A 25,644-nucleotide genomic window follows, 5' to 3' on the forward strand; every position below is an offset into this window, starting at 1 on the left:
CTATTCCTGTTGTCCCATCTTCTTGCTCTTCTCGATGTTCTTCAAGTGCTCCTTATACGTCTTGGCAAACAAATGCTCCTGGGTCCCGTCCTTCTTTGTGACATAGAACAGGTAATCGGACTTCTCGGGATTCAGCGCCGCCTTGATCGATTCCAGACTCGGGCTTGCGATCGGTCCCGGAGGAAGCCCCTTTTGGCGATACGTATTATAAGGGCTCTTGACCTCCAGATCGGCATAAAGCAGCCGCTCCTTCGGTTTATCCAGCAAATACTGCACTGTAGCGTCGATCTCCAGCTTCATGTCCTGCTCCAGGCGGTTATAGATCACGCCGGCCACAAGCGGACGCTCATGATCGACGACTACCTCGCGCTCAACCAGCGAAGCGATCGTCATCAGCTCATGGAACGTCACGCCGCGAGCCTTCAGCTGCTCCTCCCAATTCGGGATCTCTTCAAGACGCTTTTCGGTCTCCTGCAGCATGGTCTCCACGATTCCTTTGGCCGATAAATCCTTCTTCGGGAGCTCGTACGTTGCCGGGAACAGATAGCCCTCCAAATGATGCTTCAGCTCCGGATCCTCAGGGATTTCGGCCGCCACCGGAATGTCCCATCCGGAGGACTGGTCAGCGAGGTCCAGAATTTCTTTCTCATCGATCCCGCTTTCCTCGGATATCTTCTCCGCCATTTGGGCGACCGTGAAGCCTTCCGGAATCGTAAAGCGGACCATCTCCTCCGGCTTGACCTCGCCGTTATTCATCATGGTCAGCAGATCCTGAAAGGAAGTGCCGGGTGTCGCCTCGTAGGTGCCGGCCATTAACCGGCTCCCTTCATTCGTAAGCTTCAAATAACCTTTAAGTATTAGGGCGTTCTTAATTAATCCCTTGTCCTCCAGCAGATCGGCAATGGATGATGTGCTCATGCCCGGCTCCACCGTAAATTCTACCGGGGCATCCGAGCTCTGAACAGGCTGAAGGCCGTTCCACACATAGAATGCAGCCCCGCCGGCAATGAGGATCAACGCCAGTGCTGCTATAGCCAATTTCTTCAATCTACTCATCCCTTCACACCAAAAGGGGCGGACAGCTCCGCCCCTTCCATAAACTCATTTGAAATCCAATCGAGAGAATCCGCGTAAGTATCGATTCAGCTGACCTTAATCCTCGTCTTCCTCCGGAAACGTCAGCTCATCATACAGCTCCGACACATTTTCCCACTCTTCATCGTCGTCAATGGTCGCCAGCTGCAGGCTGCCGTCCGGGTCCGTCACGATCCGGAGCACCTCGTACTCCTCGTCCATCCGGTCCGGCTGAACCAGAATGGCATAGCCTTGGCCATCCACTTCAAATTCGGCGGCAATATCATAGACCTCGACTTGACCCTTCTCGTCCTCAAGCTCGATGCTTTCACCGAATGCTTCCTTGAGCACCTGGGTCCACACGATATTCTCAACCGAAAAATCAGCCATTACTCGTCGCTCCCATTCAGCTCATCCACGAGCGTATTGAAGGTTTCTTCGACGATCGCCCATTCCTCGTCATCCTCGATCATGAACAGCTTCAAATCATCACCGTCTTCCTCATAGCGGAAGGCGTACACTTCATCGGTCTCCTCATCGGCCGCTTCACGCGGCACGACCATCATGTATCTGGCGTCGGAGCCGTCCACCTCGAATTTCATGATGACTTCAAATTCTTCCTCATTGCCCTCGTCATCGGGAATATAAATAATTTCCGGTTCTTCTTCCATGCCAATATGCTCGTTCGCCATTCGAAATCACCCTCACCTTTTAGAATCCAAGTAGTTTTGTAATATCAAACTTGCGGCCATTTTGTCCACGACCTGTTTTCGCTTTTTTCGGCTGACATCGGCTTCCAGCAATGTCCTCTCAGCGGATACTGTTGATAGCCGTTCATCCCAAAGGTGAACGGGTAAGTCTAGGGAATCCCGCAGCGTGCCTGCGAATTCCATGCAGATTTCACCCCGGGGACCGATCGTGCCGTTCATATTTTTAGGAAGGCCGACCACGATCTCACCAACCTCATGCTCTTTTACAAGCTCGGCGATTCGGTTCAGCTCGCTTCCGTCCCGGCGGCGTTCGATGACTTCGAGCCCTTGGGCCGTCCACCCAAATACGTCGCTTAGGGCAATCCCGATTCTGCGATCCCCGTAATCCAATCCCATGATTCTATGCATTCCCTATACTCCTAACGGTGACTGGCTAAGTAGAACCGGACCAGTTCTTCAATCAATTCATCTCGCTCTTTCTTCCGGATCAAACTTCTGGCATTGTTGTGCCGAGGTATATAAGCAGGGTCCCCGGACAAAAGATATCCCACGATCTGGTTAATCGGATTGTACTCCTTCTCGACCAACGAGTCGTATACCGAAAGTAAAATGTCCTGAGCGGAAACCTCCTTCTCATCACCTTTTACATTGAACTTGACTGTCTTATCCATGGAGTCCATGTGTGACACACCTCGCTTCTTCAAAGAACATGCAAACCATGCCTCGTCGAAAATTTACCAGCTTGATCTTGTTATATCATACCATACTCCGTCGTCACTACGGAAATCCAAAGCGAAATATTTAGAGGGGGCTCCAAAAAATTCAGGATAGTGTACAGCGAATGCGTTCCCGTCTGCTGTACACCACTGAAGGACAACGCATTAAACGCCTTGGGCGACGAGCTCCTCAGCCCGCTGGAGAGCCTGGGCCATCTTGGATGCATCCTTGCCGCCGGCCTGGGCCATATCCGGACGGCCGCCTCCGCCTCCTCCGCAGACCGAAGCCACTTCCTTCACCAGCTTGCCTGCATGATAGCCCTGCTTCACCAGATCCTGCGGCACGGCTACGACGAAGTTCACTTTCTCGCCTGCTTTGGATCCGAGCACGATGATCGCATTCGGCAGCTTGCCCTTCAGCTCATCCGCAATGCTGCGAAGCCCGTCCATACCGCCTGCCTGGACCTCAGCCGCCAGCAGCTGGACCTCGCCGACTTGCTTCACTTTATCCGTCAGCTGACTGGCCTCGATCGCTCCCAGCTTGCCTTGCAGCGATTCATTCTCGCGGGCCAGCTCCTTCAGCTGTTGGTTCAGCCCCTCGATCCGCTTCGGCACGTCAGCGATGTTGCTCTTCAAGAGGCTGGAAGCCTGCTTGAGGAGATCCAGCTGACCTTCCAGATACTCATAGGCGTGACGCCCGGTCACCGCTTCGATCCGCCGCACGCCGGAGCCGATGCCGCTCTCTCCGAGCAGCTTGAAGATGCCGATTCGGGACGTATTGTCCACATGGCATCCGCCGCACAGCTCGATGCTGTAGTCGCCGACTTGGACGACGCGGACGATATCCCCGTATTTTTCCCCGAACAGCGCCATCGCTCCCATAGCCTTCGCTTCGTCAATCGGCTTGAGGTCGATGACGACCGGGATGCTCTTCCACACTTGCTCATTGACGCGGCGCTCGATTTCGGCCAGCTCCTCCGGGGTGATGCTGCCGAAATGCGAGAAGTCAAAGCGCAGCCGCTGCGGCTCGACGAGAGAGCCCGCCTGGTTGACATGCTCCCCAAGCACTTCTTTCAGCGCTTTATGCAGCAAGTGGGTTGCCGTATGGTTCTTCACGATGTCATTTCGAAGGCTGGCATCCACCTTGGCGGCTACGATGTCACCTACCTTAAGCTCACCTGCCTCCACGGTAACAAGATGCACATGCTGTCCGTGAGGGGCCTTGAACAAGCCTTCTACTCTAGCGCGTACCGTATCGCCTTCAAGCACGCCTTGGTCGCTGACCTGGCCGCCGCTTTCGGCGTAGAACGGCGTTGCATCCAGAATGACCTGGGCGGACTGTCCTTCGCCGATTCCATCGGCGAATTGATCCTCCGCAATGATGGCCAGCACCTTCGCATCGCGAACGGTGTCATTATATCCAACAAATTCACTTTTAACCGTATAATCGGATAGAACCCCGCCTTGAACCTTCATGCTTTCCGTTTCGTGGCGGGCTTTGCGCGCACGCTCGCGCTGTTCCTTCATCGCCTCGTCGAAGCCCTCGCGATCGACGCTCAGCCCGTGCTCGGCGGCATAATCCTCCGTCAAATCGAACGGGAAGCCGTAGGTATCGTACAGCTTGAACGCATCGGCCCCGCTAATGACCGACTGGCCTTGCTTCTTCGCTTCCGCGCTCATCTCTGCCAGAATCGCCAGCCCGTCGGAGAGCGTCTTGTGGAACTGCTCTTCTTCCGTCGCGATGACCTTCTCAATGAACGCCTGCTTCTCCACAACCTCCGGATAGTAGGCACCCATAATGTCGCCGACCGTGCCGGTCAATGTGAACATGAACGGCTTGTCGAGACCGAGCACCTTCCCGTATCGAACCGCACGGCGGAGCAGACGGCGGATGACATAGCCTCGTCCTTCATTGGAAGGCAGCACGCCATCGGCAACGGCAAAGGCGACGGTACGGATATGGTCCGCAATGACCTTGAGCGCCACGTCGTATTCCGCCTTCTCCTTGTATTTCACACCGGCAAGCTCAGCAGTCTTTTGAATGATCGGCTGGAACAGGTCGGTATCGAAGTTGGAATCGACATCTTGCAGAATGGAGGCAAAGCGCTCAAGCCCTGCACCCGTATCGATGTTCTTGTTCGGAAGCGGCGTATAGCTGCCGTCCTTGTTATGGTTGAACTGCGAGAACACGAGGTTCCATACCTCGAGCCAGCGCTCGTTCTCGCCGCCCGGGAACAGCTCTTCCTCCGGCGTCCCGTGGCCATATTCCTCCCCGCGGTCGTAGAAGATCTCGGTACATGGTCCGCACGGCCCCTCCCCGATATCCCAGAAGTTGTCCTGCAGCTTGATAATCCGGCTCTCGGGCAGGCCGATCTTCTCGTTCCACAGCTTGAAGGCTTCCTCGTCCTCCGGATATACCGTGACGGACAGGCGCTCCGGATCGAATCCGATCCACTTCTTATCGGTCAGAAACTCCCATGCCCAGGTAATGACCTCTTCCTTGAAATAGTCCCCGATGGAGAAGTTGCCGAGCATTTCGAAGAACGTGTGGTGACGGCGCGTCTTGCCGACATTCTCGATGTCGTTGGTGCGAATGCACTTCTGCGAGTTGGCGATTCTCGGATTGTCCGGGATCACCCGGCCGTCAAAGTACGGCTTCAGCGGCGCCATGCCTGCATTAATCCACAGCAGCGACGGGTCGTTGTGCGGGACAAGCGAAGCGCTTGGCTCAATATGATGGCCTTTCTCGGCGAAAAACGCCAGCCATTTGGATCGAATTTCACTTGCTTTCATCATTAGCATCCTCCAGTCATAATATAACGCCCGGGCCAATATAACCCGAACACAAAAAACGCCCCTGAAATAGTTCAGGGACGATGTTCTCGCGGTACCACCCTGGTTATCGTGCATCAATCCATCCGGTCGTTGACCGGAAAGCGCATGCGACGATCGCCTCGTTGCAGCTGGATAACGGCAGCCACCCGGTGAATTTTGTTCACACTCAAAAATTAGCATTTCAGCTTGGACGCTTCCAGGTTCTCGCAGCCATTCGTCTCGGATCGCATCGATCCGCCGAAAGGAACCTGTTCTCTGGGCAAGGTGCACACAGCCTACTGGGATTTTCTCATCGATTTGGACACGTATTCGTTTAATATTTCAAGTATATCCACGAAAACGGCATATTGTCAATCCGTCCCCCCGTTCGTCAACGCCTGCCCGGCTGTCAGCCCGATTTCCGCCTTACATAATAAGCGAACACATGCTGCAAGAGGACCTTGAGCACCGCAAAGACAGGTACGGCGAGGATCAGGCCGACAGTGCCCGCGATCTGGCCTCCGACAAGCAGGGCAAATATGATAAGAAGCGGATGCATATGCAGCTTTTTGCCGACCACCTGCGGTGAGATCACATTGCTTTCGAGCGTCTGGCACACCATATTGACGAGCGCGACCATCAGCACCATTTTCCACGAGAGGGTCGAAGCCATAACAAGCGCCGGAGCAGCGCCCAGAAAAGGCCCCAAATACGGAATGATGTTGAACACGGCCACGATGCTGGCAAGCAGCAGCGCGTAAGGCATGCCTACGATCATATACCCGATGTAAGCAAGAATGCCGATAATGAGGCATACGAGAAACTGCCCCCGGACATAGTTGCCAAGGGCACTGTCAATGTCCTTAAGCAGGATAACGATCGACTTGCGGTGGCTTCGGGGCAGATAGGATACGGCCGTCCGCTGGAACACCTCGAAATCTTTTAATATGTAAAAAATGAGGAACGGCACGATCATCACATTGAACAAAATGTTAATCGCGTTGCCGATATTGTCCATAAAGTCCGAGATGCCTCCGGCCAGCCTCGATTCGATGGTCAGAAACCAGCTGTTCACCCCGGTCCGTACGCCCGGCGGCAGCAGCCGGCTGTCCAGGCTGGTCATCAGGGACTGAGCGTTCATCGTCAATTCGGGCAGATGCTCGTTTAATTCCTCCAGCTGGCGGATCAGCATCGGGATCAAATTGATGAGGATGACGGCAAGTGCGGTCAAGAACACCGCATAGATGAGAAGGACCGCTGCGCTTCGCGGGACCTTGCGGTCGGACAGCATGCATACAATCGGATTCAGGACATAGGATATGATCATGGCTATCAGAAACGGAGCAAGCACCGCTTTGACAAAACGATAGACATCGAGAAACAAAGGCCTAAGAAGCCATACAAAATAAAGGGTAATCAGTCCAAGCAGCAGCCATATTAAAAAGCGAAACCACTTGCTCTCGGTCAGCTGTTCCACAGAGCACTCTCCTTTACCGCAAAAGCTTACCCTGTAGTATATGTCCAAGCTTCCGGATTTAATCTAACCTTCCGTTTTCGCCCCGATTATAGAAAAAGGACCTCCCTCGCGGAGGATCTCCATGGATCCGGCGGGAAAGTCCTATTCTATGATAATTATGTACGCGCTCTTTAGGAAGAGGCGTGCAGATGCGGGAATTCCGGCTGCATTTCATCGCCAAAGAATAAATCATCCAGCGAGCTGAGCGTGCCGTCCTCCTCAACCTGGTAAACGGACATCTTCTCCCCGTTCACCGTTAATTCAATAAAGCATCCCCAGCAGTAAAACTGGTGGGAGCCGATTTTTCCAATATCTTTGGAACTGCAGTTTGGACATTTCATCCTACTTCACCCTATCCGTTCACAGAATTAATGGCTTTTTCCAGACGCTGTTCGCTCATCGGGGGGACCATTACGGCATGTTCACCGACAGCCATTTCCGCTGTGCAAGGCAGCCATTTGCGGCCTTCGATCAAATCCGATACAAAACCGTCGGATATTTCCAATCCTAATATTGTATTGCCCTGTTCCTGCTCAAAATAAACATCCGAAACACGGCCGAGCAGAACTCCGTCCTCCGTCAGGACCTGCATTTCTTTCAATTTACGCTTGCCTGTAAGGTAAGTTAAGCCGATTTCGGCCGTCCCTACCTTCCGTACAGCCTCTTGACTCCGGATCATGACGGCATCTTCTCCATAGGCTACGATATCTTCCCATGCAACGCTTTTCACATGTGTGGAGAACAAAGCCCTGCCTTCAAGTTCCAATCCGGTAATCAGCCAGTTATCATCTAGTATAAAATCGTGGATTTTTCCGATTTCTTTACCGTTTTCCACGTCGAATACAGCCAGTCCGATCATTTCCTGAAGCTTCATAGCTAAGATGGATACCTCCTCATCCTCCGCTTGGTTTGAAACCGGCAATCCAGCATGGCATGCAGCCAGACCCTCGGCTTCTAAGGATGAAATGGATGAACGCATACCCCCTTTATTAGCGAAAAAGAGAAATCCCTCAACATCTATTTACGCAGCCGTTTAAGGATGGTTTCAATTTTTTGGGCCGTGAACTCCATTTCTTGAGTAGTATTACCCAAACCGAAACTAAATCGAATCGCAGAACGCAAAATCGGATCCGGAAGCTTCATGGCCTGAAGCACATGCGAGATCTCCAGCGAGCCCGAAGTGCAGGCCGAGCCGCTTGCAGCCGCTATGCCTTCCATGTCCAGATTCATCAGCATCGTCTCGGTGCTGACGCCGGGAAAGCTGAGATTCAGCACATGCGGGAGATAATATTCCTGGCTTCCGTTGATCGAAAAGGCCTCCTCGCCGATCAACCGGCGAAGCTCCTCGAGCAGCGTTTGCCGCAGCAGCCGATAATGCGCAAGCCGCTTGTCAATCCCGTTAACGGCCAGCTCCGCTGCCGCCGCAAATCCGGCAATTCCCGCCATATTCTCCGTTCCGGCACGGCGCTTCTTCTCCTGCAGCCCGCCGAATAGGCGCGGCGACAAGCTCAACCCCCGTTTGACCACCAAAGCGCCGACGCCCTGCGGGCCGTTGATTTTGTGAGCGGAGAAGCTCCACAGATCCACGGGGAGGTCTCGGCAGGAGATCCGCGCAGAACCCAGCGCCTGAACGGCGTCCGTATGAAAGACGACGCCCCGGCTTGCGCACAGCTCGCCGATCTCGGCTATCGGCTGGATGGTGCCCACTTCATTATTTCCGTACATAATCGTGACGAGCACGGTATTCTCCTTGATGGCACCGGCGATGTCCTCCACCGATACGCGACCGGTACGGTCGACCGGAATATAAGTAACCTCGCAGCCTTTCTTCTCCAGCTCTTGGCAGGCATGAAGCACCGCATGATGCTCCACCGCGGAAGTAATGACATGCTTGCCGCTTACTCCAGCCGCCTCGACGATGCCGAAGATAGCCAGATTATCGCTCTCGGTGCCGCCGGAGGTAAATACCAGCTCATCCGATTGGCACCCCAAAAGGGACGCGATTTGATCCCGCGCCCCGTTCACAATCTTCTTCGCTTCCCGTCCATACGCATGGACGCTCGAAGCATTGCCGTGCCAATTCGTCATGATGTCCATCATCGCTTCCGCGACCTCCGGGTGTACCGGCGTCGAGGCTGCATGATCCAAATACACGGTTTTCATGTTTATTCACACACCTTGATATTAGTCGAGTATTCACAGTCCGGCGAAAGGCGATTAGGCGGTTAGGCGATTCGTCACTTCATCGTGACCCGCGCCCGAATGCCGGGAATGTGATTTTTATGCTATAGCGAAAGCAGGGGAGCTTCGCAGCAAAATTGTAAGTCCTCAAAGAGATTGAATGTTTAATGATAAACTCATCGGCTTCTTTCATGGATCTATATAAGCGCAGGAGGACCCGTTCAGGCCTTTGGCTCGTGGAAGTTCTTTTTATCACAACCCGATAATAGCATATACGATGAGTCTTCGCTCCGCAACTTATCATGAAAAATTTCTGAAACAAAAGCAACAAAAATCATTGTCATGATAAGCCGCTTCCCTGCACGCAAAAACGGAAATCAACAACGGATCAAGTATAACGGCCAAGGAGCCTATTTTCTATAGACTTTCTTTCTTAAAGCTCGTTTCTCCAAAGCTCCAGCTGCTCGTATTATTTAAGCTTCCCTTATTCAATGGAAGAGACACGACTAATTGCAGTTTAATCAACGCTTGCTCAAGGATCTCCAAGGGGTCATCGGAATCCGTCATCCTTTCGCAAATTTCGATAGCTTCTTTGACGGCAGCATCGAGCGTATCCGCCCGTTGTTTCTCGAGTGCTGCTCTCTCGAGCCAATATTTTAGCGCGGCAGAATTGCTGTCCTCATCAAACGAATGGCAATTATTCTTATCCTCTTGCCAGTCTCTAGTCATTATTTCTCCCCTTTCTAGTCAATGTTATAACTACTTGTCCGCCATCATTAGCGCCCCCCCAAATTTTTTCCCCTTCATTAACTAGTTAAGATCTTTCCGTTCAATAACAGCTAGTTAAAGGTCTTTCTATTCAATAAAGAAACTATAAAGCTTACGTTAGAGGGCTCTCGGTCATCTCCATTAGTAGTGCTCTCTTGTCATCCAAAGAAAGAAACCATGGCATGTCCGAAGAGACGGATTCGATATGGAACGAAGAGCTAGGAAAAGTTGAACATGTCGGATGGAGCTTCACGGGTCGGATAGACTTACCTCAGCCGGAAGGCGTGTGGAGCGATCAGCTAGCTAAAAAGCAATGGAGTTTAAACTTCCAAATTGAAGCGGAGTCAATCTGTAAAAAAACGTGGGTTCATGTTATGGATCAAGGGATACCACAGAGTAACGCAATACCCCTTGATGATGCGGCTCAGCAATAATGCTCTGCCTTCGAATTAAATGTAGAACATATAGTTGTCCGCAGCGGACTGTTCCTGGAAATTGATGAGGTTATCAAGCGTCGTGGAATCCAGTACCTCGGCGATGCTGTCGCGGATACGCAGCCACAAATCCCGCTTTGCCGGATCGTCTTCTTCCGTAAAATCCACCGGGGAGATCGGCCCTTCCAGGACACGGATGACGTCGCCAGCGGTAATCGAAGCCGGATCACGGGATAAAATGTAACCGCCGTATGCGCCGCGAATGCTCTTGACCAGACCTGCGTTCCGAAGCGGCGCGATCAACTGCTCCAGATAATGCTCCGAGAGCTGATTCTTCTCCGCGATGCTTTTCAGCGAGGTCGGGCCTTCGCCGAATTTGGCGGCCAGTTCCATCATAATCGTCAATCCGTACCTTCCTTTTGTTGATATCTTCAAAGGTGACACCTCTTTCGAAAATTTGTATATGATGTCCATACTTGAACATGCTGTTAGGGGAATCGGATAACACGATAAATACGGTAAACGCATGCTCAATTCCTGCTAATTCTGAGTTTTCTCCGTATTCCGATCATTACCCTCAGCTTATGGTACCATATCCTGAATGGCAATGGGTAATAATCCGGGTCAAATCGTAAAAATTTGTTCACCCTGAGTGGACATAACCAAGCATGGGAACCTTGGCGAAAGTATGTTAAAATACGTCATGGGCACAATTTAAGATGAAAATGGTGATAACGATGTCTACAGATAATAAGAACACTCGGATCGTTGTCGGCATGTCAGGGGGAGTCGATTCCTCCGTAACGGCGCTGCTGCTCAAGCAGCAGGGCTATGAAGTAATCGGCATCTTTATGAAAAACTGGGACGATACCGACGAACTCGGCTACTGCACCGCCGAAGCGGATGCGGAAGACGTGCGCCGGGTATGCGAACAGCTGGACATTCCCTACTACACCGTCAATTTCGAGAAGGAGTACTTCGATAAAGTATTCTCCTATTTTCTTGATGAATATAAAGCCGGAAGAACGCCGAACCCCGATGTCATGTGCAACCGTGAAATCAAATTCGGCGAGTTTCTGAACAAAGCGCTCGATCTCGGAGCCGATTATGTCGCAACCGGCCATTATGCACGCGTCACCGAGGAGAACGGGCAATTCCATCTTCTCCGGGGCGTCGATGGCAACAAAGACCAAACCTATTTCCTGAACGCGCTCAGCCAGGAGCAGCTGTCCAAAGCGATGTTCCCGATCGGGCATTTGCCGAAACCGGAAGTACGCCGCCTCGCGGAAGAGGCCGGTCTGTACACCGCGAAGAAAAAAGACAGCACCGGCGTCTGCTTTATCGGTGAACGGAATTTCAAGGAATTCCTGAGCCAGTACTTGCCGGCCCAATCCGGCGACATGGTGGATATCGTCACCGGAGAGGTAAAAGGCCGTCATGACGGTCTCATGTACTATACGCTCGGTCAGCGCCAAGGTCTCGGCATTGGCGGATCCGGCTCGGGCGAACCTTGGTTCGTAGCTGACAAAGATCTGAACAACAATATTCTTTACGTTGTGCAAGGAGATCATCCAAGCTTGTATTCAACAGGCTTGATCGCCTCGGGAGTCAACTGGATTGCAGGCGAGGACGCTATGCCCAAAGCCGCCTTTACCTGCACCGCCAAATTCCGTTATCGCCAGCCGGATCAGGAAGTGACCCTTACGCCGCGAGAAGACGGCACGGTGCATGTGGCGTTTGCGAAACCGCAAAAAGCCATTACGCCGGGACAAGCCGTCGTATTCTATCAAGGCGAAGAGTGCCTTGGCGGCGGAACGATCGAATCCGCGGACAAAATCCCGTATTAATCCGCCGGCACAATAGGAAGCCCTTGATTGCCGGGCTAGATCGGATCAAAGCTTCAATAAAAATGCACCTCTGTCATACCTCACCGGAAAGTGGTGAGGTGACGACGGAGGTGCATTTTTTCTGCCGGAGTGAGTCTCAAATGCCCAACCCGCTATTCCATGTCGGCAGCCATGTTTCTATGGATGGAGGGCCATTATACGTACAACGTCGGGCTCTGGGTTAGTAACCAAGTTTTTAGGGTCGCAAATTTCTATGGTCAGCACAGCAAGTCCTATGGTCTGCAAGTTCTGTGGTCTGCAAGTTCTGTGGTCTGCAAGTTCTGTGGTCTGCAAGTTCTATGGTCTGCAAGTTAAGGCCTCAACGGAGCAGGCGGAATCATGCCGGAAAAGCGCCAGCGCTCTCCTTTGTCCGCTAATTTTTACGACTTCGAAAATTATTCCAGGAAATTAGAGGACAACAGAGATTGGAGACATGATCCGCATGCGGAGTGATGTTGTCACACAACCGGACTTGTGAAGACACTCATACCCATCGAGGCATGATCCGCATCCGAAGTGATGTTACACAACGGAACTTGCGAAGACACTCATACTCGAGACATGAAGCGTACGCGGAGTCATGTCACACAACCGGACTTGCGATGACACTCATGCTCGAGACATGATCCGCATGCAGTGTGATGCTACACAATGGGACCTGCGAAGACACTCATGCTCGAGACATGATCCGCATGCGAAGTGATGTTACACAACGGGACTTGTAAAGTACACTTGGATGAACATACTCATAACGCATACTCCGTGATTGCCCCTCTGCGCATGGTCTCCGCCACATCGATGAGCCGCTGATTAGAGCTCCCGCGATAGGGGAGCGACACATCCTTCAGCTCAAGCACGAACCGGCCGTCGACAATGACGTCGCACAGCAGCGCCAGCTCACGCCGCTCCGGGTGCCGCATAAGTGCCTCGAATGTAAAGCCTGTATAAGCCCATACGGTTTTGTCCGGACAGAGTGAACGAAAGCTCGCGACAAAGGCTGTGCACTCCTCCGGCGAAAAAAACGGGTCGCCTCCGCATAGAGTCAATCCATCGATCAGAGGATTGGAGCCGATATCCCGAAGGATCCGTGCGGACACGTCCTCCGTAAAAGGAGCGCCTGCCTCAAAATCCCAAGACGCCGGGTTGAAGCAGCCGGGACAGGCGTGCCAGCAGCCGCTGATGAAGATCACTGCACGGAGCCCCTCTCCTTCGCTAATGCTCTCCGGAACGTAGCCGATCAGGTTCACAGGTGCTTCACCCGGTCTCTGACTTCCGCCTGCTTCGCGGAATTGAAACGCTCGGTATAGCTGCCGGTCAAATACCCCGTCACCCTCCGCAGCCGCTGGAAGCGCCCATCCGTTTCGGATATCCCGCACTCCGGGCAAGAGCTGCCGATCACCCCCTCATGCCCGCAGCTTAGACAACGGTCGATCGGATGGTTCACGGAAAAATAGCCGATATCCGCATCCAAGGCAAAGCGAACGATGTCGAGGAAGGCCTTCGTGTTCAGCCGTGCGCTGCCGTCCAGCTCCACGTACGAGATCGCTCCGGCGTTGCACAGCTCGTGAAACGGAGCCTCGAGGCGGATTTTTCGGTAAGCGGGCAAGCTGTAATAGACGGGAATGTGAAAAGAATTTGTATAATACTCCCGGTCGGTAACCCCCTCAATAACGCCGTACTGCTTACGGTCCAGCTTCGTAAATTTCCCGGACAAGCCCTCTGCCGGTGTGGCAAACAAGGTGATGTTCAGGTTATGGGTTTCGCTGGCTTCATCGCATCGCCGCCGCATATGGCGCACAATCTCGAGGCCGAGCTGAAAGGCCGCCTCGTTCTCGCCGTGATGGCATCCGGTCAGCGCCTTCAGGCATTCGGCCAGCCCGATGAAGCCCACCGCCAATGTGCCGTGCTTGATGAGTTCCCTTACGCTATCCACCGGCGCGAGCTTCTCTCCGCCTTCCCATACACCCTCCCTCATCATGAAATCAGACGCCTTCGCCGGCTGTTCGGCTTGGATCCCGAAGCGGTGAACCAGTCCGGCTACAGCGATGTTTATAAAATCATCGAGCCTGGACAAAAAGCCTTCGAGATCCGGCTTCACCCGCTGCTGCAGGACGATGCCATGCTCGATCCCCAGCTTGACCAAATTGACGGTGTTGAAGGACAAGTTGCCTTTGCCGCTCAATCGGTTTCGCCCGAAGCGGTCGGCGATCGTCCGGGTTCGGCATCCCATCGTGGCAATGATGGTATCCGGGTCGTCCGGCTTGTAATACGGCAGGTTGAATGAAGCGTCCACATTGACGAAATTCGGGTAAAGCCTGCGGCTGGAGCATTCGACCGCCTTCAGGAACAGGTCGTAGTTGGGCTCGCCCTCCGCCTGATTCACTCCCCGCTTGCACTGGAAAATATGCTGCGGAAAAATCGGCGTCTCCCCCCGCCCGAGTCCGTTCATCGTGGCATCCAGGAGCGCATGGGAAACCATGCGGCCTTCCGTTGAAGTGCACATGCCGTAATTCAGCGATGTGAACGGGATTTGCCCCCCGGCCCGGCTGCTCATCGTGTTCAGGTTGTGGATTAACGATTCGGCGGCCTGCTTCACTTCATTCAGCGTTTCCTCATAGGCATACCGGTAAATACGTGGGGCTATCTCCTTCAATCGGGGGTTGTCGATATACAATTCATCATCCTCCCAATCAGTTGTCCCTGCGGAAGATTCGGCATCTCCGAGATAAACAGCACCCTTGCGGAAGTGCCGCCGGAACGTTTGACCAACGTAAGGTGCGAGGTCCCAGTCGATTTTGTTCGCGGAGACGCCGCCGTACTGGCTGTTCTGCTGGGATTGGAAAATGATCGCCACGAGGGCCATCGCCGTCATGATGCTTTTCGGCGGCCGTACCGAACCGTTGCCGGTATTAAAGCCTTTGGCAAGCAGACGGTCAAAGGGGATGAAGATGCAGTTAGTCGTACCGAGCGTGTACTGATCCAGGTCATGGACGTAAATGGAGCCTTCCCGGACGGCATTCGCGAGCTCGGGAGGAAGCACAAAGCGTCTTGCCATCCACTTGCTGTACTCCGAGCCAATTCGGCTCATTTTTCCGCTGAACGACTCGCCGTTTAAATTCGCATTCTCCCTTAGCAGATCGGGATCGGCCGACAAGAGCACATCGCTGCTGATTTTATACAGCTCGCCCCGCCTTATCCGCTCCAAATCCCGGGACTCCCGGTACTGCTGGTAAGCAGCAGCCACTTCCCGATATCCCTCCTGCCGCAAATGCCGAATGACCAGATCCTGAATTTCTTCGACCGTAACCCGTTCCTTTCCCCGCAACGCTTCGGTCGCGAATCCTGCGATCCGAACGGAGGCCTCCTTCCGCGCTTTGCCCTCAACGGCTGCAAAAGCTTTGTCTATCGCATTCACGATCCTGCCAGCCTCAAAGGGCGCCCCGCTTCCATCAAGCTTGATAACCTTCATGTGTTATATCAGCTCCTTGTTCTCCAGTCATTACGAACACCATATATAGTACACAAACATAATTTATAATCTATATATAGTATCAAGCTGTGATTTCGATCACGGTACACGAAAAAGATCGGTATCCAAGCAGGGTGTCCTTCCTTCGGCAGGACCGTTCGATGACGCCTTCAAGGGAGATTTTTGGGCTGAACGGGACCCGCGATCATGCAAAAAAAAGCGCCCTTCCGAATCCTGTAGGATCGTGAATAAGCGCTTAGGGGGTATCGAAGTCAATCTAGTTTGGCATCTCCTTACCCGGAGGGACACATCGCGCATTTTGCACGTTGTGCGGCAGGTCCGCCATCAGCTCTCCGCCGGCGGCATCGGCGTAGGAGTCGGTTTTGCATAGCCGGTACCATATTTATCGTCAATCGTCTGGCGAATATCCGTTAAGCTCATGCCTTCACTGCTCATTTTTGCCGATTCGACCGCTATATCAAGGCATACACCGCATCGGGTGCCGTGATCATCCCATACGACGCTCCCGTCTTCGCGTATTTCATGAATAAAGCAGTTCAGATTGCTTTGATGTCCGGCACTTTCCCCGCAGCCGCAGTAGCAGGGAATATGTTTCAGCACGTCGCTTACCTGAGCGGACAATGCATACACGGTCTGAATTTCGCTTGTCTGGCCCTTTAGAAATTCAGGCAGCACATCGGCAGAAGCCGTCAGTTCCTGAAGGTCTCCGTTGGCCACTTGCGTCTGGTGTCCATGGGCATGCGCGGATTCCGCAGCCTGTCCGCCAGGTGCCTGCTCCTCGCCGCTCTTGGCTGAACAACCGCCCAGAACGACACCGATCGATAACAGTAATATGACAAAGCTCCGTTTCCCTATTCTCATCTTCATCCTCCTCTAACTCAATAGGCTGCACCGGAAAAGCTGTTCGCATCTCACACACCCGAGTCCCTTCTTACCGAAAAAGCCTATTGTTCGCGTCTAAGCCGCTGGTTGTGGGCGATCTTCGCCTCATTCCCTTGCTCCGTCGCCTGGTAGAACACCCGATTGGACAGCTCCTTCGGCAAATACTCCTGCTTCACGTAATGCCCCGGGTAATCATGCGGGTATTTGTATCCGACATGTCCGAGCTTGATGGCTCCCTGGTAATGCGCGTCCCGCAAATGCAGCGGAACCTCCGCCGATTTCACCTCGTCCATGGCCGCCATGGCGCGAGATATCGCCTCCACGACCGCATTGGACTTCGGACTCTCTACCGCGAACAATATCGCCTGGACAACGTTCAGCTTCGCTTCCGGCCAGCCGTTGTTCCGGTAAGCCTCCAAGGCGCTGACCGCCTGGACCATCGCCTGCGGATTGGCAAGGCCGATATCCTCGCTGCTTGCGGCAATGAGCCGCCGGATGAACACCATCGGGTCCATCCCCAGCTTTTCGACCGCGTACAGGAACCAGAACACCGCCGCATCGCTCGAGCCACGAATGCTCTTATGGAAAGCGGACAGAACGTCGTACTGCGTGGATTCATCCGCCTTCACGAGCGGCTTGCGGATCGACTCCTCGGCCACATCAAGCGTAATATGAACGGCGCCGCTTTCATCCGGGGGCGTAGTCATAGCGGCTAGTTCGAGGGCGTTCAAGGCACGGCGGATGTCGCCGTTAGCCATCGTTGCGATATGCTCCAGCGCCTCGTCATCTGCTTTCAAATCCATATAGCCAAGTCCCTTGTCGGAATCGGTCAGCGCGCGCCGCATCGCAATCAGCGAATGCTCCTTGGTCAAAGACTGCAATTGAAACAACGTGGACCGGCTCATCAAGGCCCCGTTCACGTAATGAAAAGGGTTTTCCGTTGTCGCTCCGATGAAGATGATGGTCCCGTTCTCAACCGCCGGCAGCAGCGCATCCTGCCTCGAACTATTGAATCGGTGGACCTCGTCCAGAAACAAAATCGTTTTCGTTCCGTACAGGCTGCGGTTGCTCTGAGCCTGGTCAATGACTTCCCGCACATCTTTAACCGAAGCCTCTACCGCATTAAGCCGGACAAAATGGCCTTGGGTCTGCTGTGAAATAATATGCGCGAGCGTCGTTTTGCCGCATCCGGGAGGACCGTACAGCAAAATAGAGGACACCTGATCCGCTTCGATGGCTCGGCGGAGCAGCTTCCCCGGTCCGATAATATGCTCTTGTCCTATATATTCATCCAGCGAAACCGGCCGCATCCGGTCGGCCAGCAGCCTGGAATCCCGGTCGGCTTCCCGTCCGTAACTGAATAAGTCCATGTGCTACACTTCCTTGTCTGTAGATCAATCGTCGGCCAACCCTGGCCCTTAAAATCCATCACCCTCTATCATATCATATCCGCAGCGGGCTTGCCCGTACTGCCCGAGCGTTGAACGGCCGCGGTTCGCTCCTCTCACTCCCGGGAGATCTATGCCGGCGGTCGTCCCCCTAATCCCGATAGACCATCGGTGGCGCTTCACGCTCCTCACTCCCGAGAGATGGTCGGCGGCGGTTCGTTCCCTAATCCCGGTAGATCGTCGGTGGCGCTTCATTCTCCGCACTCCCGAGAGATGGCCGGCAGCGGTTATTCTCCTCATTTTCCCAAGAGATTTGGCCGGCGGTTCGCTCTTCACGATTCTCATCGGAGACAACGTCGGAGCCTGCGATTGTAATATCCATCCTAACGTCTTTAAATTATCCTAAACTTTCTTCTAACTGTGAGCGTTAAATAAGTATATAGATGCCATTATTAAGTGGAGAGGGGAAGCAGGCATGAAGATTCAGAACGCCAGACGGAAAATGGTTCATGCGGCCGTCGGAATCGGAACGAGCCTGCTCATCATGTGCATTCTTGCCCAGCACAATCAAGTGCTCTTCGAAATCTATGAGCCTGAGGCTCTGACCGAGCACATCCTGGCCGTTAGGATGATGGATATCTTGCTTACGCTCCAGCTTTTGTGCTCCCTTGCCGTTTTAACCCGCTCTGCATTTCGGGTATGGGAACACAAACAGGAAATCCGCCGGGACGAGGGCGAGTTCTACCGGTAATCTGATCATGATCGACGGAGGTTGTTATGAAAAGAAATAGAATGCGAGCTGCGATCCTCTCGGGGGTGCTGCTGGCAGCGGCTTCGCTGATCGTATGGACGCTGCTTCGGTATATCGACCATCTGGGGGAATCGTACCGGATGCTGGGTTAGATTACTTATTCCTTGCGTTTAATTACGTGTATTGTATGTATTGCACGTATTGCGTTTACACCATGTATTGCGTTTATAGCACGTATTGCGTTTATACCGGATTGCGTTTATACCGGATTGCGTTTATACCGGATTGCGTTTATAGCACGTATTGCGTTTATACCATGGATTGCCCTGTATTGAATAGACAATGGACGAATTCCCCGCCGCGAAAAAAGCCCCTGAAGAAACGGTACATACAGCAACCGCTAACTTCAGGGGCTTTCCCTGCTCTTCGCATTCATATCTCCACTCGTTGTCATTCCCTAACCAATCGGTCTACTCCCGGCCATGTATCCTTGTATCACGGGTTCACGCCTAAGTAACCCGGCGTTCACGGCCAGCCGATGGCCGTAATATCCGAGGCTTCCGCCGTCACGTAAGAAGGACGCGCTTCCCCGTGCAGCAGCCACAGCTCATGCAATGCCCGGGTACAGCCGACGTACATCAGCTTGGCATCCCAAGCTTTTTCCGCGTAATGTCCCGCATCTGCATCCGCAACGATGACTGCATCGAATTCAAGGCCTTTGGACAAATAGACCGGCAGCACCGAGTATCCGCCCTGATACGTACCTTCGCTGCCGTCGATCAGGTTCAGCTCCGGCCATGCCGCACGCAGCTCTACGTGAAGCTCTTCCGCCTCGCGCAGCGTCCGCGTCAGAATCGCGACCGTACGATAATCCTTCGCGATCAGAGACTCCATCGCCCGCTTTAGGTCCTTCGTCCTTGAGCTGCCGGAACCGTATGGGATCAGGCGCACCGCATCCCCGCTCCGGAATACCGGAACCGCAAGCAGCTCGCTGCCGACACCCTTTTCCAAAATACCGTTCGCAAATTCAATAATCTCCATCGTCGACCGGTAGCTGCGCGTCAGGGCAAAATAAGCGGTCTCCTCTTCCTTGAATAAAGAGCTCATTTCCTCCCAGGCATGGACGCCGCGATAGGCATGAATGCCCTGGGACAGATCGCCGAGGATCGTGAAGGAATGTCCCCTGACGAACAGATCCAGTACGGCCACCTGAAACGGGGAGAAATCCTGCGCCTCGTCGATGACGATATGGTCGAACCGCTGTTCGCCCGTTATATCATGAAGCAGGCAGTGGAAATACAACAGCGCCGGCAGATCCTCTTCCCGAACGATATTCTGCTTCAGATCCTTCCGCGTTGCCTTGAGCACATCGGCCGGAATTTCTCCGGCCAGCTCCTCGACCCATGCCCCAGCTGCCTTCGATGCCCCGAACAGCTGTTTATACAGGGCGAGCGGCTCGAATTTCGGCCATCGGTTTGCGTACGCTTTTTCCCGCTGGGCCGCTTTCTTCTTCCGTTCCTTCATCACCGCCCCGGATGGCGATTTCTTCAGCTCCATTTCGATCCAGCGATGCAGCCGGGCAAGCAGCCGTTCCTTCCGCTTGGCAAGCGGATAGGGCTTATACTCCTGCTCGAACCACTCGGCGATCGCCTCCCGTTTCAGGACGGCCCCGTCCCAAGGGATGAAATCCTCATCCGGAAGCGCATTCTCCTCCATCCGCTCGACAAAGCGGCGGATCAGCCCCATAAGGCGCAATGAGCCCTTGTAGCGGCCGCTGACCTCATCGTTAATATCCGGCGTCCCGCGCCCCGGCTCAATTTCGAACCACCGATGAAGCGTCTGCGCATGATCACCCGAGAACAGCTCGATTCCAAGCAGCTCCGCTGCCCAGTCGCCGAAGGTTCGCTGCTGGATATCGCCAACCCCCAGCTCCGGCAGCACGTCGGATATGTAGTCCAGAAACATCAGGTTCGGTGCAAAAATAATCATCTTTTCGGCATGGACCTGCTCCTTGTACTGATACAGCAAATAAGCAAGCCGGTGAAGCGCTACCGTGGTTTTTCCGCTCCCTGCAACCCCTTGGATGATCAGCGCCGTGTTTTTCGCCGCCCGAATAATCTTGTCCTGCTCGGCCTGAATCGTCGAGACGATATCCCGCAGGCGGTTGTCCTTGTTCTCTCCAAGGCGGTAGACCAGAAACTCGTCGTTCACGGCCGGACCGCCGCTCTCGCGATTATACGTATCCGATACCCGCTCCAAAATCTGTTTCCGGATGACGACATTGCGCTTGAGATATACCAGCCCTTCAATCAAACCCTCCGGCGCCTCGAAGGATGCAGGCTCCGTGCCGCCCGTAAACGAATAAAACAGGCTTGCGACAGGTGCGCGCCAATCGATCACCATCGGATGATCCCCAGCCTCTTCCTTATCGAAGCCTACCTTCCCGATATACAGCGGTTTCTTCTCTCCGGTTCCGTTCTCCTGAAAATCCAGCCTCCCGAAGTATGGCTCGGGCAGACTCTTGGCCAGCGCCTGCCGCTTCTCTTCCCTCCCGGCCTCGAGCACCTGCTCCGTAAAATCATGTCCGGTATACACCGGGATGCTGCGCAGCCGTTCAAGCTGCCGGTCGATCTCGACGATCACCTCGCGAAGCCTTGACTCCTCTTCTTGATAGGCACTTTGAAAAGATTGTGACACTTTCAGTTACCTCCTAAGAAATCTAATTTTTTCGCATCGAAAAGCCTGGCTTTAGCGAGCCGTGACACAAAAAGGAGTTCTATTGTAACATACCTCCTGCCGTTATACCAGATCATACCGCTTACATTACACCCTGTTACGTGCTGCGTGATCCGGTCGACGAGATGGCGCTTGCCAAAAAAAAGCAGCATCCCGGCCATGGAATGCTGCTTTTGCCTGATCTATTTTTACGGTTATACGGTGACGCCGCCCTTTTCCAGCAGCTCTCTTACGGTCACGCTGACCATGATGAGTCCGGCTACCGGCGGCACGAAAGCATTGCTTGCCGGCGGCTGCTTGGCCTTACGGATTTCCGGCGCATTCTCGGGAACGATCTTCTCCGTTACGTCTTTGCGGGGCTTCATCGGCTCTTCGAGCGAGAAGACGACCTTGACGCCTTTCTTGATGCCGTCCTTGCGCAGCTTGGTACGGACAACGCGCGCAATCGGATCCATCGAGGTTTTGGAGATGTCGGCCACCTGGAACTTGGTCGGATCCATTTTGTTGGCAGCCCCCATGCTCGAGATGATCGGAATACCGCGTTTCAGACATTCCTTGATCAGATGCACCTTGTAAATGATCGTGTCGGAGGCGTCGATCACATAATCGAGCTCATACTTGAACAGCTCTTCATAGGTCTCCTCCGTGTAGAACATGTTCAGCGCGATCGCTTCGCATTCCGGATTAATGAGCTTCACGCGCTCGACCATCAGATCCGCCTTCTTCTGACCGATGGTCGTCGTCAGGGCGTGGATCTGACGATTGATGTTCGTAATATCGACGACATCCTTATCGATCAGAATGATGCGGCCGACGCCGGTCCGGGCCAGGGCCTCTACCGCAATGGAGCCGACGCCTCCGATCCCGAGCACCGCGACCGTGCTGTTCTTCATGATCTCGAGGCCCTCAGGGCCAATGGCTAGTTCCGTCCGGGAAAATTGATGCAGCATAATCTATGCAAATCCTCCTTTATCGAGACAGACGGCTTACTTCTCGTCGCCCGGCTTCTTGGCCAGCTTGATATGCAGCTGCTCCAGCTGTCCGCCGTCCACTTGGGAAGGAGCGTCCATGAGCAGATCCGTTGCGCTTGCCGTCTTAGGAAACGCGATCGTTTCCCGCAGGTTGTTGCGGCCCGCCAGCAGCATTACAAGACGGTCGAAGCCAAAGGCGATCCCGCCGTGCGGAGGCGTACCATACTCGAACGCATCAAGCAGGAAGCCGAATTTCTCATGCGCCTCTTCTGGCGAAAGGCCCAGCGCAGCGAACATTTTTTCTTGAATTTCGCGCTTGTAGATCCGCATCGAACCACCGCCGACTTCATAGCCGTTCAGCACCAGGTCGTACGCTTGAGCGCGCACGGCAAGCGGATCCGTGTCCATCAGCTCCAGATCCTCGTCCTTCGGACGGGTGAACGGATGGTGCTCGGCTACATAACGCTTCGCCTCTTCGTCATAGCTGAGCAGCGGGAAGTCAAGCACCCATGCAAACTTGTATTCGTTGTCGTTAATGAGACCGAGCTGACGTCCGATTTTCAGACGGAGGGCGCCCAGCACATCAGCTACAACCTTCTTGTTGTCGGCGGAGAACAGCAGCAGGTCGCCTTCCTCGGCGCCGGTGCGCTCGCGTACCGCTTCGATCTCCTGCTCCGTAAAGAATTTCACGATCGGCCCCTTGAATTCGCCTTCCTTCACTTGGATCCAGGCCAGACCTTTCGCGCCATAACGAGCCGCATACGGTCCCAGGTCGTCAATCTCTTTACGAGTCCAGGTGCCGCAGCCTTTCGCGTTCAAGCACTTCACTTCGCCGCCTTTTTCAATGACGGAGGAGAATACTTTTACGCCGCTGTTTGCTACGATGTCGTTCATCTCAATTAATTCGAGCCCGAACCGAAGGTCTGGCTTATCGGAGCCGTACTTGCCCATCGCTTCGGCATAGCTGATGCGCTGGAACGGAGTCGCAAGCTCTACGCCGATCGTTTCCTTGAACAATTTCACCATGAGCTGCTCCATCATATTCAAGAGATCGTCGCGCTCCATGAATGACGTTTCGATGTCGACCTGAGTGAACTCCGGCTGGCGGTCCGCCCGCAGGTCCTCGTCCCGGAAGCAGCGCGCGATCTGGTAATAACGCTCGACGCCGCTGACCATCAGCAGCTGCTTGTAGATTTGCGGAGATTGCGGCAGCGCGAAGAATTCGCCTGCATGTACGCGGCTCGGCACGAGGTAATCACGCGCGCCTTCCGGCGTGCTCTTGGTCAGGATCGGCGTCTCTACATCGACGAAGCCCTCGCCGTCAAGGAAATCGCGGAATACTTTGGCCGCTTTGGAGCGGAGCATGAGCGTCTTCTGCATTTCCGGACGACGCAGGTCCAGGTAACGGTATTTCAGGCGCAGCTGCTCGTCAACCTCAACCCCGTCCTCGATGAAGAACGGCGGCGTCTTGGCAGCGTTCAGCACTTCGATTTCGGTCACTTGAACTTCGATCTCGCCGGTCGGCAGATTTGGATTGAACGTCTCGGGCGCGCGTTTAACGACTTTGCCGGATACGGCAATAACGTATTCGCTGCGCACTTTGTCGGCAACCGCCAAAGCCTCGCCGGAGAAATCCGGATTGAATACGACCTGCATAATGCCGCTGCGGTCGCGAAGGTCGATGAACAATACGCCCCCCAAGTCGCGGCGGGTCTGTACCCAGCCGTTCAGCGTTACGGTTTCTCCGATGTTCGCGGTCGTCAGCAGACCGCATTGATGTGTCCTTTTCATCTTCATATCATTCCCCTTTAGTATAGTTAGCCGCTGATCGCGGGCGGTTAAACAAGTTCTTCAAACAGCTGTTCGAGCTTCACCGTGCGCTGCTCGCCGCTTTCCATGGATTTCAGCGCGATTTCCCCGCGGGCAAGCTCGTCATCCCCCAATATGGCGGTATAGCGGGCGTTCAGCCGATCGGCGGATTTCATTTGCGCCTTCATTTTCCGTCCGAGATAGTCCCGTTCCGCGGAAATGCCTCTGCCGCGCAGCTCGTAAATGATCTTCACGATTTCCCGCTCGGCTGCTTCCCCGAGGGCCACCAGGTACACATCCAGCGGTTTTACGCCCGACAGGTCTACGCTCTGGTGCTCCAGAATCAGCTGAATGCGCTCCAGCCCGATTCCGAAGCCGATGCCCGGCTGATCCGGTCCGCCGATCTGGTCCACCAATCCGTTAAAGCGTCCGCCTCCGCCGACCGTATCGATAGCGCCGATCCCCTGCGCCTTGAATTCGAAGGCGGTATGCGTATAATAATCGAGGCCTCGAACCAGTCTCGGATTAATCTCGTACTCGATGTTCATCGCATCCAGATAGCTTTGCACCTTACCGAAGTGCAGGCTGCATTCCTCGTCCAAGCTATCCAGGATGGAAGGCGCGTCCGTGAACTTGTCCTGGTCCTTCTTGCAATCCAGCACGCGGAGCGGATTCCGTTCCATTCGGGATTGGCAGTCCGAACAAAGATTATCCTTCATCGGCTCCAGGTAAGCAAGCAGCCGGCTACGGTAAGCCGCCCGCACCTCCGGCGTACCGACGGAGTTAATCTCCGCCTTCACGCCCTGAAGTCCAAGCTCCTTATAAAAGGTGTAGCCCAGCGCGATAACCTCCGCATCCACAGCCGGATCGGCCGTGCCGAACACTTCGACGCCGAACTGGTGGAACTGCCGGTATCTTCCGGCTTGGGGCCGCTCATAACGGAACATCGGCCCGATGTAATACAGCTTGGTAATATCGGGCTCGCCATAGAGCTTGTTCTGCACATAGGCCCGTACGACGCCCGCCGTTCCCTCCGGACGAAGGGTCATGCTGCGATCGCCTTTATCCTTGAAGGTATACATTTCCTTCTCAACGATATCGGTTGTCTCTCCGACTCCGCGCTCGAATAATTCGGTCTGCTCGAAGATCGGCGTCCGGATCTCGCGGTAATTATATCTCCGGCACAAATCCCGGGCTTTCTCCTCGATCAGCTGCCATTTCTCAACCGTTCCCGGCAAAATATCCTGCGTGCCGGTCGGTTTCTCAAATTTTTCGTTTGCCATCTTCATCCCTCCACATCCTACTGCTTTTGCCCAAACAATCGCTAGAAATTAAAAAATCCCCCGCCCCGCTGTCCATAAGACAACTGGGACGAGAGATGTTCGTAAACGCAATCACCCGTGGTACCACCCACATTCCGGAACGGCCCGCACAAGCGTACATCATGTACTCCTATGCAATCCTGCATCCGCTTCAACCGCGTAACGCCCGGCCGCGCAGAGCGGCTACTGTTCTTGC

At 54.0% G+C, this 25,644-nt stretch carries 25 protein-coding genes; 4 read left to right on the forward strand and 21 right to left on the reverse strand.

What is annotated here, in order from left to right; genetic code table 11:
* From mltG to BBD41_RS06955, 11 genes are all read right to left on the reverse strand, one after another.
* On the reverse strand, positions 1-1,047 hold the full coding sequence (mltG, locus tag BBD41_RS06905) for an endolytic transglycosylase MltG (RefSeq protein ID WP_099477098.1): 1,047 nt from the start codon (positions 1,045-1,047) through the stop codon (positions 1-3).
* A gap of 105 nt (positions 1,048-1,152) precedes the next feature.
* Positions 1,153-1,464 (reverse strand): DUF1292 domain-containing protein, encoded by a 312-nt coding sequence (locus tag BBD41_RS06910; protein ID WP_077569170.1) that lies wholly within the window; start codon positions 1,462-1,464, stop codon positions 1,153-1,155.
* On the reverse strand, positions 1,464-1,766 hold the full coding sequence (locus tag BBD41_RS06915; RefSeq protein WP_007129258.1) for a DUF1292 domain-containing protein: 303 nt from the start codon (positions 1,764-1,766) through the stop codon (positions 1,464-1,466). The genes BBD41_RS06910 and BBD41_RS06915 overlap by 1 nt, the downstream gene beginning before the upstream one ends.
* A gap of 12 nt (positions 1,767-1,778) precedes the next feature.
* The gene (gene ruvX / locus BBD41_RS06920) at positions 1,779-2,192 is read right to left on the reverse strand and encodes a Holliday junction resolvase RuvX (RefSeq protein ID WP_077569171.1); all 414 of its coding nucleotides are present in this window, start codon (positions 2,190-2,192) and stop codon (positions 1,779-1,781) included.
* Between the two features lie 11 nt (positions 2,193-2,203).
* Positions 2,204-2,464: an IreB family regulatory phosphoprotein gene (locus tag BBD41_RS06925; RefSeq protein ID WP_007129256.1), complete on the reverse strand. Its 261-nt coding sequence runs from the start codon at positions 2,462-2,464 to the stop codon at positions 2,204-2,206.
* Positions 2,465-2,665: 201 nt separating this feature from the next.
* A complete protein-coding gene (gene alaS, locus BBD41_RS06930; protein WP_099480502.1) occupies positions 2,666-5,293 on the reverse strand; it encodes an alanine--tRNA ligase in 2,628 nt (875 codons plus the stop codon).
* Positions 5,294-5,723: 430 nt separating this feature from the next.
* Complete coding sequence (locus tag BBD41_RS06935) at positions 5,724-6,791, reverse strand: AI-2E family transporter (protein WP_077569172.1); 1,068 nt, start codon at positions 6,789-6,791, stop codon at positions 5,724-5,726.
* A gap of 170 nt (positions 6,792-6,961) precedes the next feature.
* Positions 6,962-7,171 carry a hypothetical protein gene (locus BBD41_RS06940; RefSeq protein ID WP_007129253.1) on the reverse strand — a complete coding sequence of 70 codons (210 nt, stop codon included), beginning with the start codon at positions 7,169-7,171 and terminating at the stop codon, positions 6,962-6,964.
* A gap of 11 nt (positions 7,172-7,182) precedes the next feature.
* Positions 7,183-7,704, reverse strand: coding sequence for a PRC-barrel domain-containing protein (locus BBD41_RS06945; RefSeq protein ID WP_077569173.1), 522 nt, complete (start codon positions 7,702-7,704; stop codon positions 7,183-7,185).
* Positions 7,705-7,847: 143 nt separating this feature from the next.
* On the reverse strand, positions 7,848-8,993 hold the full coding sequence (locus BBD41_RS06950; RefSeq protein WP_099477099.1) for a cysteine desulfurase family protein: 1,146 nt from the start codon (positions 8,991-8,993) through the stop codon (positions 7,848-7,850).
* A 435-nt stretch (positions 8,994-9,428) separates the two neighbouring features.
* Entirely contained in the window at positions 9,429-9,740 is a 312-nt protein-coding gene (locus BBD41_RS06955) for a hypothetical protein (RefSeq protein ID WP_099477100.1), read from the reverse strand.
* A 221-nt stretch (positions 9,741-9,961) separates the two neighbouring features.
* Here BBD41_RS06955 and BBD41_RS06960 point away from each other — a divergent pair, with 221 nt between their 5' ends.
* On the forward strand, positions 9,962-10,213 hold the full coding sequence (locus tag BBD41_RS06960) for a hypothetical protein (protein ID WP_099477101.1): 252 nt from the start codon (positions 9,962-9,964) through the stop codon (positions 10,211-10,213).
* Positions 10,214-10,228: 15 nt separating this feature from the next.
* Here the strand turns inward: BBD41_RS06960 and cymR are convergent, their stop codons facing one another.
* The gene (gene cymR / locus BBD41_RS06965; RefSeq protein ID WP_077569177.1) at positions 10,229-10,648 is read right to left on the reverse strand and encodes a cysteine metabolism transcriptional regulator CymR; all 420 of its coding nucleotides are present in this window, start codon (positions 10,646-10,648) and stop codon (positions 10,229-10,231) included.
* Positions 10,649-10,950: 302 nt separating this feature from the next.
* Between cymR and mnmA the strand changes: the two genes are divergently transcribed.
* Positions 10,951-12,060, forward strand: a complete 1,110-nt coding sequence (gene mnmA / locus BBD41_RS06970; RefSeq protein ID WP_189636140.1) for a tRNA 2-thiouridine(34) synthase MnmA — start codon at positions 10,951-10,953, stop codon at positions 12,058-12,060.
* A gap of 785 nt (positions 12,061-12,845) precedes the next feature.
* Here mnmA and nrdG read toward each other — a convergent pair.
* The 5 genes from nrdG to BBD41_RS29755 all read right to left on the reverse strand — a co-directional run bounded on the left by nrdG (position 12,846) and on the right by BBD41_RS29755 (position 18,241).
* Positions 12,846-13,346 (reverse strand): anaerobic ribonucleoside-triphosphate reductase activating protein, encoded by a 501-nt coding sequence (gene nrdG / locus BBD41_RS06975; protein ID WP_099477102.1) that lies wholly within the window; start codon positions 13,344-13,346, stop codon positions 12,846-12,848.
* The gene (locus tag BBD41_RS06980) at positions 13,343-15,568 is read right to left on the reverse strand and encodes an anaerobic ribonucleoside triphosphate reductase (protein ID WP_099477103.1); all 2,226 of its coding nucleotides are present in this window, start codon (positions 15,566-15,568) and stop codon (positions 13,343-13,345) included. The genes nrdG and BBD41_RS06980 overlap by 4 nt, the downstream gene beginning before the upstream one ends.
* Before the next feature lie 345 nt (positions 15,569-15,913).
* Positions 15,914-16,450: a PCYCGC motif-containing (lipo)protein gene (locus tag BBD41_RS06985; protein ID WP_099477104.1), complete on the reverse strand. Its 537-nt coding sequence runs from the start codon at positions 16,448-16,450 to the stop codon at positions 15,914-15,916.
* Between the two features lie 83 nt (positions 16,451-16,533).
* The gene (locus BBD41_RS06990) at positions 16,534-17,841 is read right to left on the reverse strand and encodes a replication-associated recombination protein A (protein WP_099477105.1); all 1,308 of its coding nucleotides are present in this window, start codon (positions 17,839-17,841) and stop codon (positions 16,534-16,536) included.
* A 241-nt stretch (positions 17,842-18,082) separates the two neighbouring features.
* On the reverse strand, positions 18,083-18,241 hold the full coding sequence (locus tag BBD41_RS29755; protein ID WP_157929275.1) for a hypothetical protein: 159 nt from the start codon (positions 18,239-18,241) through the stop codon (positions 18,083-18,085).
* Positions 18,242-18,334: 93 nt separating this feature from the next.
* On the opposite strand from BBD41_RS29755, the gene BBD41_RS06995 reads away from it, so the two are divergent.
* Both BBD41_RS06995 and BBD41_RS30465 read left to right on the forward strand, forming a co-directional pair.
* Positions 18,335-18,610: a hypothetical protein gene (locus BBD41_RS06995; protein WP_099477106.1), complete on the forward strand. Its 276-nt coding sequence runs from the start codon at positions 18,335-18,337 to the stop codon at positions 18,608-18,610.
* 26 nt (positions 18,611-18,636) lie between these two features.
* On the forward strand, positions 18,637-18,762 hold the full coding sequence (locus BBD41_RS30465; protein WP_257790698.1) for a hypothetical protein: 126 nt from the start codon (positions 18,637-18,639) through the stop codon (positions 18,760-18,762).
* Positions 18,763-19,135: 373 nt separating this feature from the next.
* Here the strand turns inward: BBD41_RS30465 and BBD41_RS07000 are convergent, their stop codons facing one another.
* From BBD41_RS07000 to hisS, 4 genes are all read right to left on the reverse strand, one after another.
* Entirely contained in the window at positions 19,136-21,307 is a 2,172-nt protein-coding gene (locus BBD41_RS07000) for a HelD family protein (protein WP_099477107.1), read from the reverse strand.
* A 233-nt stretch (positions 21,308-21,540) separates the two neighbouring features.
* Positions 21,541-22,296, reverse strand: a complete 756-nt coding sequence (locus BBD41_RS07010) for a tRNA threonylcarbamoyladenosine dehydratase (RefSeq protein ID WP_007133185.1) — start codon at positions 22,294-22,296, stop codon at positions 21,541-21,543.
* A 36-nt stretch (positions 22,297-22,332) separates the two neighbouring features.
* Positions 22,333-24,108 (reverse strand): aspartate--tRNA ligase, encoded by a 1,776-nt coding sequence (aspS, locus tag BBD41_RS07015; RefSeq protein WP_099480504.1) that lies wholly within the window; start codon positions 24,106-24,108, stop codon positions 22,333-22,335.
* 47 nt (positions 24,109-24,155) lie between these two features.
* Positions 24,156-25,409: a histidine--tRNA ligase gene (hisS, locus tag BBD41_RS07020; RefSeq protein WP_099477108.1), complete on the reverse strand. Its 1,254-nt coding sequence runs from the start codon at positions 25,407-25,409 to the stop codon at positions 24,156-24,158.
* Between the last annotated feature and the right edge of the window lie 235 nt (positions 25,410-25,644).

Origin of the sequence: Paenibacillus ihbetae (assembly GCF_002741055.1) — a bacterium.
Taxonomy (GTDB): domain Bacteria; phylum Bacillota; class Bacilli; order Paenibacillales; family Paenibacillaceae; genus Paenibacillus_AQ; species Paenibacillus_AQ ihbetae.

Bases quoted from the DNA above. Each gene is read 5' to 3' on its own strand.
- BBD41_RS06910 (WP_077569170.1), bottom strand. From the start codon at position 1,464: ATGGCTGATTTTTCGGTTGAGAATATCGTGTGGACCCAGGTGCTCAAG.
- BBD41_RS06915 (WP_007129258.1), bottom strand. From the start codon at position 1,766: ATGGCGAACGAGCATATTGGCATGGAAGAAGAACCGGAAATTATTTAT.
- ruvX (WP_077569171.1), bottom strand. From the start codon at position 2,192: ATGCATAGAATCATGGGATTGGATTACGGGGATCGCAGAATCGGGATT.
- BBD41_RS06925 (WP_007129256.1), bottom strand. From the start codon at position 2,464: ATGGACTCCATGGATAAGACAGTCAAGTTCAATGTAAAAGGTGATGAG.
- alaS (WP_099480502.1), bottom strand. From the start codon at position 5,293: ATGAAAGCAAGTGAAATTCGATCCAAATGGCTGGCGTTTTTCGCCGAG.
- BBD41_RS06940 (WP_007129253.1), bottom strand. From the start codon at position 7,171: ATGAAATGTCCAAACTGCAGTTCCAAAGATATTGGAAAAATCGGCTCC.
- BBD41_RS06945 (WP_077569173.1), bottom strand. From the start codon at position 7,704: ATGAAGCTTCAGGAAATGATCGGACTGGCTGTATTCGACGTGGAAAAC.
- BBD41_RS06950 (WP_099477099.1), bottom strand. From the start codon at position 8,993: ATGAAAACCGTGTATTTGGATCATGCAGCCTCGACGCCGGTACACCCG.
- BBD41_RS06955 (WP_099477100.1), bottom strand. From the start codon at position 9,740: ATGACTAGAGACTGGCAAGAGGATAAGAATAATTGCCATTCGTTTGAT.
- BBD41_RS06960 (WP_099477101.1), top strand. From the start codon at position 9,962: ATGTCCGAAGAGACGGATTCGATATGGAACGAAGAGCTAGGAAAAGTT.
- mnmA (WP_189636140.1), top strand. From the start codon at position 10,951: ATGTCTACAGATAATAAGAACACTCGGATCGTTGTCGGCATGTCAGGG.
- BBD41_RS06980 (WP_099477103.1), bottom strand. From the start codon at position 15,568: ATGAAGGTTATCAAGCTTGATGGAAGCGGGGCGCCCTTTGAGGCTGGC.
- BBD41_RS06985 (WP_099477104.1), bottom strand. From the start codon at position 16,450: ATGAGAATAGGGAAACGGAGCTTTGTCATATTACTGTTATCGATCGGT.
- BBD41_RS06990 (WP_099477105.1), bottom strand. From the start codon at position 17,841: ATGGACTTATTCAGTTACGGACGGGAAGCCGACCGGGATTCCAGGCTG.
- BBD41_RS29755 (WP_157929275.1), bottom strand. From the start codon at position 18,241: ATGGATATTACAATCGCAGGCTCCGACGTTGTCTCCGATGAGAATCGT.
- BBD41_RS06995 (WP_099477106.1), top strand. From the start codon at position 18,335: ATGAAGATTCAGAACGCCAGACGGAAAATGGTTCATGCGGCCGTCGGA.
- BBD41_RS30465 (WP_257790698.1), top strand. From the start codon at position 18,637: ATGAAAAGAAATAGAATGCGAGCTGCGATCCTCTCGGGGGTGCTGCTG.
- BBD41_RS07010 (WP_007133185.1), bottom strand. From the start codon at position 22,296: ATGCTGCATCAATTTTCCCGGACGGAACTAGCCATTGGCCCTGAGGGC.
- aspS (WP_099480504.1), bottom strand. From the start codon at position 24,108: ATGAAAAGGACACATCAATGCGGTCTGCTGACGACCGCGAACATCGGA.
- hisS (WP_099477108.1), bottom strand. From the start codon at position 25,409: ATGGCAAACGAAAAATTTGAGAAACCGACCGGCACGCAGGATATTTTG.